Here is a 14,350-nt window from a genome sequence, read left to right on the forward strand (position 1 = left end):
TTCACTCCATGATCTCAATTAACTGTTTATATAAATTTTACATAATTATGATGCTGAGAACTTTATCAATGTTTCGATTACATTGATAGATCAACGATCTAAAAAAAATGAAAAAGCGTTTATTTTCTATAATCAGGTTGGTGACTCTGTAAAAGTTGCTTTGTACATTCCGCCTGTGGCGAATTATAAATAGCCTCCGTACTATTATATTCTACAATCAACCCGTTTTGCATTACGATTATTTGGTCACTCATATGCCTGACTAAGTTCATATTATGTGCAACAAAAATATAGCTTGTGCCTTTTTTCTTCTGTATATCTAATAATAGATTAACTATTTTAAAACGTAGAGAAATATCTAATGATGCTAACACTTCATCGGCAATAACAATATCGGGATTTAATATCATTGCCCGAGCAAGCGCTACTTTGTGTTGTTGTACATTTGATAGCATGTTGGGATAAAAAACAAGATAATCGGGCAATAATTCGACTAACTCGAGTGTATCTAGGATCTGCGCTTGAATCTCTTCTTCACTGAAATTGGTATTTAATTTTAGTGGTGCCGCAAGTATGCGCCCGATGGTTGATTTAGGATTAAGTGAATTACTTGGTTCATGAAAAATCATACGAATAGACTGACATTTTCGTTGTTGACTTATCGTCTCCAGTGGCTCGCCATTTATGTATATTTCGCCTGATGTTGGGGTGATCAACCCGGCTATCATTTTTACCAAGGTGCTTTTTCCTGAGCCACTTTCACCAACAATAGCCAAGGTTTGCCCTTGATTTAATGTGAAACTTAATGGTCCTAGGTTCGGTCTATAACCGGATGATAGGAATTTTGCACTGCGGTTGTAGTGTTTGCTTAAATTGTTAATTTTCAGTAAAGGTTGCATTGGTTAATCGCTTAATTTAGGAAAGTGGCAACGAACAACATGTCCTTTAAATATTAAAACATCAGGATATGTTACACAAACCCTTTGAGCACGAGGGCAACGAGGGCCTAATCGACAGCCAATGGGGAGCTGATTGGCAGAGGGGATGCTACCGGGTAATGTGTATAATTTGCTTTTATGGATGATATTGCCATCAAAAGCCAAAATGGTTTTTATCATCGCTTCCGTATAGGGATGCATTGGCGATTCCATGATCTGTTGGTAATTTCCTGACTCTACAGTTTGCCCGCAATAAATAAGGGTCATGTAATCGGATAAATTGCTGATACTCCCAAAGCTATTACTTAATAATAGGATAGTTGTATTGTGTAATTGATTTAATTTATACAGCAATCTAAATATTTGAGCTTGTGTGACAGCCTCCATCGCGGTTGTTGGTTCATCAGCAATAATAAGGCTTGGGTTATTGGCTATCGCCATGGCAATCATTACTTTCTGACAATCACCTTCAGATAGTTCATGGGGGTAACTAGCGCCAACCGTTTTATCATTTTGAATGCCAACTTTGTGTAATAAATCTTTGACTATTTTCTCCGTGGATTGATCCTTTATTTTTTTAAATTTATTGAATAATTTATCGACTAGCCTCTTTTTAGGCAGTACTTCTTTTATTTGAGAAAATATTTTTTTACTTGGATATAGATAGGAACGGGGTTGTTGGAATATAGTCGCTATCTGCTTGCCCATTATTTTGCGTCGTTCACTGGGTGATAACTTAGTTAAATCTGTTGAGCCTAAAAACATTCTATCAGCTGTCACTGTCCAATTAGGGTTATGTAGGCCAAGGATAGCTTTTGCAATAAAGCTTTTACCTGATCCTGATTCACCAACTAAACCATGGATACTCCCTTCTATAATTGTGAGAGAAACTTTTTCAATGATACGAATTTTACCCTGTGCAGTTTCGATATCAATGCTTAAATTGCGAACGTCTAGTAATGCCATTTATGCATCCTCTCCTTCAATAATAGCCAACCTTAACCCCTCAGCAAAAAGATTAAATAATAAAATAATAACTGAAAGAGTAATGCCCGGGATAATCACTAACCAAGGAGATGAATATGTCAAATCTATATAGGTTGATATGAGCGCACCTAATTCGATCTCAGCAGCTTGAGCGCCAAAACCTAAATAACCAAGTGTTGCTATTTCTAAAATAGCCATCGTAAAAATACGCATGAATAGAGTAATTATTGGTTCGACAATATTGGGTAAAATACCAAATCTCATTAAACGCATATAGGTTGCTCCATCAAGCCGAAGCGCGACGACATATTGTTTATGCATTTCATTTTCGATACTTACGTAGATACCGCGAATAAACTGTGGAAGAAGAGATAGCAATACCGCAATCAGGCAGTTATCGTAACTAGGGCCAAATATAATGATAAGAATAAAAGCAATAAGTAAAGTGGGAATGGTGAGTAATGCATCGAGTAAATGATGCAAAACACTGGCTTTAATCCCCTTAGTTACTGCTGCTGCAGCCCCGATAATGGTGCCCAAAAGTGCAATAATCACGGTTATTGTTAGCGCACCACCCAGAGTAAGTTGAATGCCCTTAATCAGACGAGATAGAGAGTCTCGTCCTAAATCATCAGTACCCAATAGATGCATGGCATTACCGTTTTCAAGCCAAGATGGAGGCAGTAAAATATTAGTGAAATAATGTGCAAAGGGATTGTGAGGGATAATATAATCTGCAAAAAGTGTGATTAATATTAAAATTATACACCCCCACATGGCAGCCATAGAAAAACTCTTCTTTTTGAAAATTGACCATGCATATTGCCAAGGAGACAGTATGGTTTCATCATCGAATTCATTGTTAATCAACATATAAAGATTTCCGTTTCACTGGTGAAATAACGACTAAAAGAATATCAATAAAAATACTCGAGATTAAAATAAAAAGTGAGATGATGAGCAGGGATGTCGGTAAAGCAAGATAATCTCCCAATGTTATACTCGATAATAGCCACCCGCCAATGCCTTGCATCGAAAAGACAATCTCCACAACCATTGCAAAGGATATGATGGTATTGAACTGCAAGCGAATATTATGAATAATTGTCGGCATTGCATTCTTAAATACGTGTCGGTAAATTATCTGGGGTTTACTAAAACCCTTCGCATAAGCTGCTTTTATGAAATTACTCTTCATAACTGTCGAAATCGTGTTTCGAGTTAAGCGAATCAACTCCGATATCAGAAATAATGAGAGCACTAATGAAGGTAAAAAAAGGTGTGCTAACCGGCTGAAAAATGCATCTAATTGATAAGATTTCGTTGCTATTAAGGTATCAATCAACAGAAATCCTGTATGATTTTTAAACTCATAAATTGGACTAATATCACCATCGATCGGTATGGGAAGTGAAGTTGAGCTAGGGAATAATGTTAGTACTACCGATAACCAAAAAACTGGTAGAGCTAAACTAATCAAGGCGATGGTCATTATTATTTTATCAAGCATTGTATCTTTGTTCATGCTTGCGATGATACCGAGTGGGACGGCAATGATAGTGGCGGTAACAAATGCCACCAAACAAAGTTCAAGTGTTAAGTAAAATGCAGTTAATCCTTTTACTAAAATAGGCTGTTGATCGATGATTGAAAATCCCCATTCCCCCATTATTATATCTATAAGGTAATCAAAGTATAATAAAATAAATTCTCCAATAGAGGTGTTCTGGTAACTTTTCCAAGACGTTAATAAATAAGCTAGGATACTGAGAATGAAGGCGGTAATAATGAATAGGTTGAATCGTCTTATAAGATAATTGCGCATATTATTTAGCTTCTGATTTTGTTACATACTGAAAATTTATTCCCGTCAGGGGATTAACCGTAAGACCTGTTACATTATTATTAAAAATATCGACCCTATGGGCATGTGCCAGGGGGTAGTAGGGCTGCTCTTGATTAATAATTTGTTGTAATTGGTAGTAATAAAGTTTGCGTAAATTGCTGTTCTCTGCCAACAAAGCGGATTCTAATAGTTTCTGCGTTTTATTGTTGCACCATTGGCTGCTATTCCCTTCTAATATAGAGACATCACAACTCAGTAGTGAATTGAAAATAGTATCAGGATCATAACTATTGATATTCACTGCAGCTAAATAGGTGTCATAATTGCCAGTAATTAAGCGGGTTGTTAGTGCGTCATTATTTAAGGCAATAATATCAACTTGTACTCCAATGGAACGTAAATTACTCGCGATAAATTCAGCCGTTTTATTGAAGTTGGGATTTAATGCAGACTCGACAGTGGGAACCAACATCGTTAATGTCTGCTTAAAATCGAAACTATTTTCTTTTAATAATTGTTGCGCTAGTTCAGGATCATAGAAAAAATGCGCAGAGTTCCTATCAAACGCCCAAGATTGCTTAAGTAACAACCCTTTGGCAGATGTTGCACTATCAAAAAAAACCGAGTCAACGATCGTGTTTTGGTCGATTGCATAAGCGAGTGCTTTTCTTATATGGCTGTTACTAAGCGTTTTTTTAGTGGAGTTAAATGCCAGAAGAGACAGATTGTTGGTTGGGCGATTACTCACTGTTATAGATTTATTTAAACTTATGTGTCGTAACTGACTCGGTGCAGGATTGGTCATTATATCGCATTCACCAGACAATAATTTGGCGAAGCGTTTGCTGTTATTCTTGGTTGTATCAAATATGACATGTTTAATCGCAGGCGTCTTCCCCCAATATAAAGGGTTACTGTCAAATCGGATGACCCCTGAACCATTGCTATTCTTAAACTGATATGGGCCCGTACCTACAGGGTAATAATCCATGCGCGAAGGTTGATTTGATGATAATAATGAACTTGCGTATTCTTGAGAGTGAATAACTGCATAATGGGCCGCGAGATAAGTCAAAAATGCGCTTACTGGCTTTTTGAGTTCAATCTTTATGGTGTGTTCATCTATTTTACTTAAATTAGAAATTAAGTTTTTAAAGGGATGATTAAAAAAATAGTTGCCTTGATCTGAATTAATATCATGAAAGGGGGATGCAATGTCAATCAAACGGTTAAAACTAAATAGTACATCATCAGCATTAAAATTACGGGTAGGGGTGAAATATTCAGTTTGCTGAAAAGGGACATCTTTTCGCAAATGAAATATATAAGATTTATTGTCTTCGCTGATAGACCAATCACTTGCAAGCTCTGCAATAATTTCATCATTGTTTGGGTCAACCTTGATTAAGCGATTAAAGAGCTGATTTGTTGTGGCATCGAGGGTTGCTTGATTGTTACTTAGTTGTGGATTGAAGGATTGAGGTAGCGCCTGTGAACAATAAATCAATGTATCACTGAGTGAGTTGGCTTGTTGGTAACATCCATTTAATAAAGTTGAGAGTAAAATAATAAATAAGGGGCGCATTAAATGTATCATTCCTTTAAGTAGTCATCCGTTATAACATATATCCATATTACCCCATGAAGTTTTGTATGGCACTAACTCGAATGCCTGAGCAAGAGATTAGCTCATTGTAATTCCTTTTTCGAGTGCAACAACGCAGGGATGGTTTTCAAGCTACTCCTATAGGGTAAGGGGAATAGCACCAATTTGCTTTGTTATAAAATCGCCACATAGAATAACAATAGTTCTATTTTATGCTTCACATCTCGCTACATTTTTTCTTGCTGACTTGGTAGCTTGAAGTACCATGGGTATAATCTTCTAATTTTAATTGTAATATTGTAGCACTGCAATGATAGCTTTACGTTAAGTATATCAATTGTAATGGTTTACAGTACCGATATTTATATATTGTGTATTACAATAACATGACTATTTGCAATATTCTTAGCGCTATGTGATTGAGGGCGAGGCGCTCAATTTTGAGATTCGTTTATTACTGAGGGTCAGTGCAATGACTCCAAAAATAATATTAGCAGCCGCTTGTCCATATATCACACCCGGAGCATGGAAATAATAACTACCAATAATAACACAAGGAATTGTACCTAATGTTAACTTTAAAAGAGTTAACAGCGTTGCATATTTCGCATGACCCAAGTTATTTAATAGCGTCATGGTAATCAACATCATACCTGTAAAAATAAATGTAATCGGGATGTTTTGACAGAAAATGCGAATTAATGATGCGGTTTCGTCGGTTGCTTTAAATGCCATGACAATTATCTCTTGCCCCATTGACATAAATAGGGCGACGACTAATGTGTAACTGGTTATAAATTTCATAGATTGATTTAATACTTCACGCACGCGAGTGAAATTATGTGCGCCGTAGTTTTGACTAATGATTGGGCCTATCGCACCAGATAAGGCAAACATCATGACAAATACAACGGGCACTATCCTCCCTATAATCGCCCAGCCTGCCATATATTGACTACCAAATTTAGCAATTTCATAGGTGACATAGAAGTTACTTATAGGGGTTGTTATCTGGCTTAAGATCGCTGGTAAAGCAACTTGTGATATGCGCAGAAAATGTGATCTAATAAAAGCACTGTTAATGGTGGCAATCATACGATATTTAAACTGTACGTAATACAAACCGATCACAAGGAGAGTGCATCTAGCGGCAACGGAGGCAATGGCTGCACCTTGTAGATCAAGTTTAAAATAAAAAATTAAAATAGGATCTAAGGCTGCGTTAATTAATCCCGCGCCGAGTGTTGCGAACATAGCTTGTTTTGCATGCCCCATACTTCGTAGTGTTGCGCCCATTTGCAGTGCGACAGCTAAGATAGGCATTGATGGCAGGATAATATGTAAATACAGGGTGGCCTGTTTAAGTTCTTCTCCTTGTGCACCAATAAATTGCAATATTTGCGGGGCAAAATAGTAGAGCAAAAATGCGATGACACTTGTTAAAGTGAAAGCATATAGTGTGATTAAACTAATAAATTGACGAGCAATTATTCGTTTTTGTTGACCTAACTTTCTAGCCACTATTGCACTGTTGACAATGACCAGCGCAATGCTCAAGGAGATAGTGAAAAAAAGAACGGGACTAGCGTAGCCGATGGCCGCAGTAAGAGAAGGATTTTCCAATAGACTGATAAAGTAAATATCAACCAAGTCGACCAGAAACAGCATGCTAATACCGAGTGCATTTGTGGCTGACATGGTCATCACATGCTTAATGATTGAGCCTTGTGTAAATTTTCCTTGGGCCATCTCGTCTACCAAATCTAATAATTATTTACTCAATATACCAATTAGGATTAATGGCACTCTATTTTACGGGTAAAATAGAGTGCCAGAGTTAAGCAGATTGGTATTAAGGTTATTTAATCACTATGTAATTGAGCGAACTTATCAAGTAACGTTTGTTCACTCTCTATACAGTCTGGATCCACGATAATACATTTGATGGGGCAAACGGCGATACATGTGGGTTGTTCGTAAAAGCCAACACACTCGGTACATTTATCTTTGTCTATCTCATAAATGAGATCGCCAAATGTGATAGCTTCATTCGGACATTCCGGGTCACACATATCACAATTGATGCAGTTATCTTTAATTAAAAGTGCCATATTATTTACTATGCGGATTGCGTGTATTTTCACCCAGATTGAGGTTGCGCATAACTAACGCATGATCAAGGTCGATATCTTTAGGAACTGGCATGTAGAGAACATGGCCTGATCCCGGTGCGACATCGACTAGTTCACCTTTTTTGTTACTCAATTGCTCAAGGGTGAAATTGATATTCCCCTTTGGTGTCATTAGCTCTAATGAATCACCCAGTAAAAATTTATTTTTCACCAAAATTTCAGCTAAACCACGCTCATTACGCCCTGTTATTTCACCAACAAATTGCTGACTATTACTGATTGAATAGCCATAATCGTAATTTTGATATTCATCGTGGGTATGGCGACTTAAAAAACCTTCAGTGTAACCGCGGTGCGCTAAGTTCTCCAATGTACCCATTAATGCAGGATTAAATGGGCGACCAGCTATTGCATCATCCATTGCTTGACGATAAACCTGTGCGGTACGGGCACAATAATAGAAACTTTTGGTGCGCCCTTCAATTTTTAACGAGTGTACACCTATTTTTAGTAGACGCTCAACATGTTGAATGGCACGTAAATCTTTTGAATTCATGATATAACTGCCATGTTCATCTTCAAATGCAGGCATATATTCATTGGGACGTCCCTGTTCCTGTAAAAGAAACATTTGGTCTGTCGGTGCGCCACTGCCGAGTGTGGGTTGTGCGGGTTGAATGGCGACAATATCACCGCTTTCATTTTCTTGTGCCGGATGTGCATCATATTTCCAGCGACATGAATTAGTGCAGGTGCCTTGATTAGGATCGCGCTTATTTATATAACCTGATAATAAACAACGGCCAGAATACGCCATGCATAGGGCCCCGTGTACGAATACTTCTATCTCAATATCTGGGCAATGTAGACGGATATCTTCAATCTCATCAAGTGATAACTCACGTGATAGAATAACCCGCTCAATACCTTGCTTTTCCCAAAACTTGACGGTCGCCCAGTTAACAGCATTGGCTTGTACACTTAAGTGGATAGGCATGTCTGGATAAGCTTCACGAACCATCATAATCAAACCTGGGTCGGACATAATAATGGCATCAGGCTTTAAATCGACAACGGGTTGCATATCACGCAAAAATGTTTTTAATTTAGAGTTGTGCGGTTGGATATTACACACAACATACAATTTTTTGTTTTGCTGATGCGCTTCATCGATCGCAATTTTGAGCTTTTCAATATTAAATTCATTATTACGTACACGTAATGAATAACGGGGTTGTCCGGCATAAACCGCATCGGCACCATAGGCGAATGCGTAACGCATATTTTTAAGTGTGCCCGCGGGCGAAAGTAATTCTGGAGTCATTTTATTCTCTTCTGATATCAAGTCAGGGCAATACAGAAGCGCACTGTTTATATGCTGCATAATTAAGTTGAATTAATGAATATAAAAATGCGCGACTATTGCTGTGCGCGGCAGTTTACGCGTTTTTATAAAAAATGGATAGTATAGTGGCAAACAAGTTAATGGGATAATTTCACGATTTATTTAATTCTTTATATAAATTACTATAAATGTATGACATAAATAGATAATGATGATTAACAAGCAAAATAGGGAGCGGTGGTGAAATTAAGTTTCACATTTGTTTAACGCATCTCTATAATGTAAAGTTATATTCAATTTGTAATGATTTAGCAGATCATTTAGCGCCTTATATGGCTTTAATAATTAGGTTTTACATGGAACTTTCTGAAAAATTTACTAACAACAAACAAATTATCGCATTCTTAATAGAACAATTTCCTTTATGTTTTACAGCTGCAAATGATGCAGCTAAGCCACTAAAAATAGGCCTTTTTCAGGATCTGGCTGAACGTTTAGAAAATGAACCTCGTGTTAGTAAGACCCAATTGCGTGGGGCATTACGTCAATATACGTTAAGTTGGCGATACCTGCACTGCGTGAAGGAATCAATAAAACGCGTTGACCTTGACGGTGTTGAAGGTGATGCAGTATCTGCAGAGCACGCTGAACATGCATTAAAAACATTAAAAGAGAGTAAAGAAAAAGCATTTGCCAATAAAAAAAGCAAAGTAAACGAAACCGCTACGGCAAAAAATGGCAATGCTAAAAAAACGCCAAAACAAGTCAATATCCCATCTCGAGTAAAAAAAGTAGCTGTTAAAGCTGATAAAGTAGAAGATTTAAGCAACTTCAAACCAGCGGTGCATGCGGAACTTAAACTTCAGCAAACGGTCAAAGTGGTATTAGGTAAATCACCAGTATCAGGCGTAGTTGTCGATATTGCTAAAGATGATGTGCAAGTACAACTTGATTCAGGCATGACGGTTAAAGTCAAAGCTAAAAATCTCATTGTTTAAAAAGGTAAATTAATGATTCAATTTTTTCGTTATATTTTAGTTGTTGCCAGTACCTTATGTATTGGATTAAGCGTTGCGTTTGCTAGTAATTTTGATAGTAATAAAATCCCCAAACTAGCACCTCAAGTGCAACACGCTAAGGTGGCGAAAAGAGCGAGCGACCTTTTTAGTCGCTCGCATTATAAATTTATCGCGCTCAATGACGAACTTTCTGAGAAAGTGTTTGACCGTTATATTGAGCAGCTTGATTATAGCAAGCAAATATTTACTCAATCTGATATTGATAATCTTCGTGAATATCAATTTTTATTAGATGACAGCCTTAAAACGGGGCAGTTAAGTAATGTTTATGCTATGTACCAGCTGAACTTATTACGCCGTTTTGAGCGTTTTAATTTTGCACTCTCTTTACTTGAGAAACCGATGGATTTTTCTAAACAAGAAGAGTACCAACTGGATCGAACAGATGCACCTTGGCCTGCAAATAGTGCCGAGCTTGATGAACTCTGGCGTAAAAAAGTTAAATCAGACGCTTTAGTACTAAAGTTAAATGGTAAAAAATGGCCCGCCATTAAAAAACAACTAAGCAAACGTTATGAAAGCGCCATTAAGCGTTTATTTCAAACGGAAAGTGAGGATGTATTTCAAAGCTTTATGAATGCCTATTCACATACTATCGAACCGCATACCAGCTACCTTTCTCCTCGCAATGCTAAACGTTTTAAAATGGAAATGAATTTATCACTGGAAGGGATCGGAGCCGTATTACAGCTCGAAGATGATTATACGATAGTGAGAAGTTTAGTTCCAGGCGGACCAGCTGATCGTTCCAAACAGATTTTTAAAGATGATAAAATCATTGCCGTTGGCCAAGAAGGCGAACCTATGGTCGATGTTGTTGGGTGGCGATTAGATGATATCGTTGACCTAATTAAAGGTCCAAAAGGAACGAAAGTTCAATTACAAGTGTTGTCAGGAAAGAATGTTGACAGTGATCGCCTTGTTGAAATTACTCGTGAGGAAATACACTTAGAAGATCGTGAAGCTAAATCTTCAATTGAAGTTATTGATGGTAAAAAAATAGGGGTTATTACAATTCCAAGTTTTTACTTGAAATTGAGTGAAGATGTTGAGAAAAAGCTCGCAGATCTCAAAAAACAAGACGTTGCTGGTATCGTTATTGATTTGCGTAATAACGGTGGAGGGGCATTAACAGAAGCTACTTTACTTACTGGCCTATTTATTAAATCAGGCCCCGTTGTACAAGTACGTGATAGCCGGAACCAAATTGTTGTTACCGAAGATGATAATAAAAAGATATCTTATGATGGTCCATTAACGGTACTGATAAATCGTTATAGTGCCTCTGCATCTGAGATATTTGCCGCGGCATTACAGGATTACGGTCGTGCGATTATTCTCGGTGAGCAAAGTTTTGGTAAAGGTACGGTGCAGCAGCATAGACCATTATCTAGATTTTATGATAGCAATGCCGAAAGTATTGGTTCAGTTCAATATACAATAGCCAAATTCTATCGGATAAATGGTGGCAGTACGCAGCATAAAGGTGTTATACCCGATATTCTATTTCCAACGGCAGTTGATCACAATGATACAGGGGAGAGCTTAGAAAAAAATGCACTACCTTGGGATAATATAAAATCGGCAGAATATCAACCAATCGATGATATTCAGAAGTATATTGATGAGTTGCAGGTCAAACATCAAAAAAGGATTAAAAACGAAGTCGAATTTAATTATTTAAATGATGATATCGAAGAGTACCGTAGAGAAAAAGATAACACTGTTATTTCATTAAATGAACAAGAACGGATTATCCTGCGTGGAAAGAATGAAAAGAGTGCTGTAAAACGTGCTAATGAACGTTTAGCTCGAGCGGGTCTACCTCTGATTAAAAAAATTGATGATTTACCCGATGATTTTGAACCCGTTGATGCATTTTTAATAGAAGCTGCTGCTATCACGTTAGATTATGCCCAACTTTGATCTCGTTTATATCGTACTTCTATCCGCAGGCTTTTCCGGCCTTTTTATCATTAATTTCCTGCATTTACTGTTTATTTAAGAGAATGATATGTTTTCACCGTGGTTAGATAACTATCCTAATGATGTAGCCCCCAATCTTCCGCCCTTACCGTATGCAAATTTAATTGAAATAGTTGAAAAGAGTTTCACCCATTACCCAAGTTGCCCTGCATTTGTCAATATGGATGTAACGCTTACTTACTATCAGTTAGAAAAAAAATCACAAGCGATTGCCAGTTATTTGCAGAACGCCTTAAAGTTGGCTCAGGGAGATCGCGTAGCATCATGATGCCTAATTTATTACAGTATCCTATTATATTACTTGGCATCCTTAGGGCTGGAATGGTTGTTGTCAATATCAATCCACTGTACACAAGTCGGGAATTAAAATTTCAGCTTAACGACTCTGGGGCTAAAGCTATTTTTATTGTTTCTAACTTTGCCAAAACATTGGAAAACATCGTAACCGAAACAGCCATTGAGCACGTTGTTCTAAGTCGAATAGCTGATGAATTAACATTCGTGAAGCGTAATATGGCTAATTTTTTTATCTCTCATATAAAAAAAATGGTGCCAAAGTATCATCTACCCGATGCGCATAGTTATCGAGATGCACTACAAACCGGTGAAAATCTCTTTTTTCATCGTCCACTAATTAACAGTGATGATATTGCTTTTATTCAGTATACAGGTGGGACAACGGGGGTTTCAAAAGGGGCGATTTTACAACATAAAAATATGGTAGCGAGCTTAATGCAAGCGACGGCCGTTTTTGGTGCCGTGGTGAAAAAAGGAGAAGATGTGGTTATAACGGCATTACCGCTTTACCACGCCTTTGCATTAACGGTTAATTGTCTATTTTTTTTACACATGGGCGGTAAGAATATTCTGATTACTAACCCAAGGGATATTGGCGCTTTTATTGCGACGTTAAAAAAATACCCGTTTGATTACTTTATTGGCATTAATACGCTATTCAATGCGTTGCTTAATCACCGCAAATTTTCGCAAATTGATTTTTCACGACTGCGTATAACCCTCTCCGGCGGTATGGCAACACAAGCGAATATTGCCACTAGATGGTTCGAAAAGACTAATAGTGTGGTGCTAGATGGATATGGGTTAACGGAGTGCGCACCGATGGTGTCTGTTGTTCCCCATAACTTTACCTCTTTTAGTGGTTCAATTGGCTACCCGCTGCCAAGTACCTTAATCCGTCTGCGCGATACCAATAATGAGCTGGTTCATGCAATTAATGTGGCAGGCGAAATTGAGATAAAAGGACCACAAGTGATGCCAGCTTATTGGAATAATAAACAAGAGACCGACAATGCGTTTATTGATGGCTGGTTTCGCAGTGGTGATATTGGTTTATTTGATGAACAAGGTTTGTTGCGTTTAGTCGATAGAAAAAAAGATATGATTTTAGTGTCAGGTTTTAATGTTTATCCAAATGAAATCGAATCCGTTATTAGCACCATTGATGGTGTATTAGAGAGCGCTGCAGTTGGTGTTGATAGCAACGATGGCAGTGAGATAGTAAAAGTGTTTGTAGTTTTGCGTGATTATTCAATTACGGTTAAAGATATTCAAGCACACTGTCGTGATAATCTTACTGCCTATAAACGACCAAAAATGATTGAAATTGTCAATGAGCTGCCTAAAAATAACGTGGGGAAAGTGATGCGACGATTATTAAAAGATCGATAAAATCAGAGCGAATAGTAATTGATAGGATGTATTATCAAAGTTAATTGTTCTTTTTTAGCTTCTAAAAAACTTAGTGTTTGATACCAATCACCGACATCGTAACGTTGCATTACTGCACCATCTACTTCAAATTTATGCTCTGCAACTTTGTGCGTATGACCATGTATTACTATTTTTAGCTGATGTTTTTTTAAAAGACGTATCACTTCATCTTGCGTTACACTCATCATTTGGGCGTTTGTTGTTTTTTTGGATTGACTTGCTGTTCGGATTTTCCAACCAATCTTTTTACGAATCGATAGCGGTAATAAATTAAAGATAAACTGTATGTAGCGATTATGGATGATTTTACGCATTTTCTGATAATTTAAATCAGCTAAGCAGAGTGTGTCACCATGCATAATTAATGCTTTTTGCCCATATAGTTCTATTTCGTGATGTTCGGGTAATAGCTGCATACAAGCTTGTTTGGCATAGCTTTTTCCAATCATAAAATCGCGATTACCATGTAAATAGTAAATATGTGTATTGTTATGAGTGGCACAATGCGCAAGCCGTTTTGCTACTTCATCCATTAATGGCGTGTGCTCATCATCGCCGATCCAAACCTCGAATAGATCACCAAGAATATACAAGGCATCAACATCTTCACATTCTTTATCTAAAAAGTGAAAAAATGCAGCAGTAATTTCTGGGTTATCTTCGCTTAAGTGTAAGTCGGCAATGAAGAGGGTACGCATAA

The 14,350-nt window shown here is 37.4% G+C and carries 11 protein-coding genes and 1 pseudogene; 3 read left to right on the forward strand and 9 right to left on the reverse strand.

The annotated features are described in order from the left end of the window. Positions 1-119 precede the first annotated feature (119 nt). From AB2N10_RS04755 to yegQ, 8 genes are all read right to left on the reverse strand, one after another. Positions 120-899 carry an ATP-binding cassette domain-containing protein gene (locus AB2N10_RS04755; protein ID WP_354625682.1) on the reverse strand — a complete coding sequence of 260 codons (780 nt, stop codon included), beginning with the start codon at positions 897-899 and terminating at the stop codon, positions 120-122. 3 nt (positions 900-902) lie between these two features. Beyond that, positions 903-1,904, reverse strand: coding sequence for an oligopeptide/dipeptide ABC transporter ATP-binding protein (locus AB2N10_RS04760; protein WP_369434403.1), 1,002 nt, complete (start codon positions 1,902-1,904; stop codon positions 903-905). Continuing rightward, positions 1,905-2,798 (reverse strand): ABC transporter permease subunit, encoded by an 894-nt coding sequence (locus tag AB2N10_RS04765; RefSeq protein WP_354625684.1) that lies wholly within the window; start codon positions 2,796-2,798, stop codon positions 1,905-1,907. Next, complete coding sequence (locus AB2N10_RS04770) at positions 2,788-3,594, reverse strand: ABC transporter permease subunit (RefSeq protein ID WP_369434404.1); 807 nt, start codon at positions 3,592-3,594, stop codon at positions 2,788-2,790. The genes AB2N10_RS04765 and AB2N10_RS04770 overlap by 11 nt, the downstream gene beginning before the upstream one ends. 157 nt (positions 3,595-3,751) lie before the next feature. Further along, positions 3,752-5,356, reverse strand: a complete 1,605-nt coding sequence (locus tag AB2N10_RS04775) for an ABC transporter substrate-binding protein (protein WP_354625687.1) — start codon at positions 5,354-5,356, stop codon at positions 3,752-3,754. A gap of 432 nt (positions 5,357-5,788) precedes the next feature. Further along, positions 5,789-7,126, reverse strand: a complete 1,338-nt coding sequence (locus tag AB2N10_RS04780) for an MATE family efflux transporter (RefSeq protein WP_354625688.1) — start codon at positions 7,124-7,126, stop codon at positions 5,789-5,791. 113 nt (positions 7,127-7,239) lie between these two features. Continuing rightward, positions 7,240-7,488: a YfhL family 4Fe-4S dicluster ferredoxin gene (locus AB2N10_RS04785; protein ID WP_354625689.1), complete on the reverse strand. Its 249-nt coding sequence runs from the start codon at positions 7,486-7,488 to the stop codon at positions 7,240-7,242. Position 7,489: 1 nt separating this feature from the next. After that, entirely contained in the window at positions 7,490-8,833 is a 1,344-nt protein-coding gene (gene yegQ / locus AB2N10_RS04790; protein ID WP_354625690.1) for a tRNA 5-hydroxyuridine modification protein YegQ, read from the reverse strand. Between the two features lie 377 nt (positions 8,834-9,210). On the opposite strand from yegQ, the gene proQ reads away from it, so the two are divergent. The 3 genes and pseudogenes from proQ (at position 9,211) to AB2N10_RS04805 (ending at position 13,608) form a co-directional block, all read left to right on the forward strand. Next, entirely contained in the window at positions 9,211-9,852 is a 642-nt protein-coding gene (proQ, locus tag AB2N10_RS04795; protein ID WP_354625691.1) for an RNA chaperone ProQ, read from the forward strand. A gap of 12 nt (positions 9,853-9,864) precedes the next feature. Then, positions 9,865-11,859, forward strand: coding sequence for a carboxy terminal-processing peptidase (gene prc, locus AB2N10_RS04800; RefSeq protein WP_369434405.1), 1,995 nt, complete (start codon positions 9,865-9,867; stop codon positions 11,857-11,859). An 88-nt stretch (positions 11,860-11,947) separates the two neighbouring features. Then, a pseudogene (locus AB2N10_RS04805) lies at positions 11,948-13,608 on the forward strand (AMP-binding protein). A 2-nt stretch (positions 13,609-13,610) separates the two neighbouring features. Here AB2N10_RS04805 and AB2N10_RS04810 read toward each other — a convergent pair. After that, a complete protein-coding gene (locus AB2N10_RS04810; protein WP_369434406.1) occupies positions 13,611-14,348 on the reverse strand; it encodes a UDP-2,3-diacylglucosamine diphosphatase in 738 nt (245 codons plus the stop codon). Positions 14,349-14,350 lie beyond the last annotated feature (2 nt).

The sequence above is a fragment of the Psychromonas sp. MME1 genome (assembly GCF_041080865.1).
Lineage (GTDB): Bacteria > Pseudomonadota > Gammaproteobacteria > Enterobacterales > Psychromonadaceae > Psychromonas.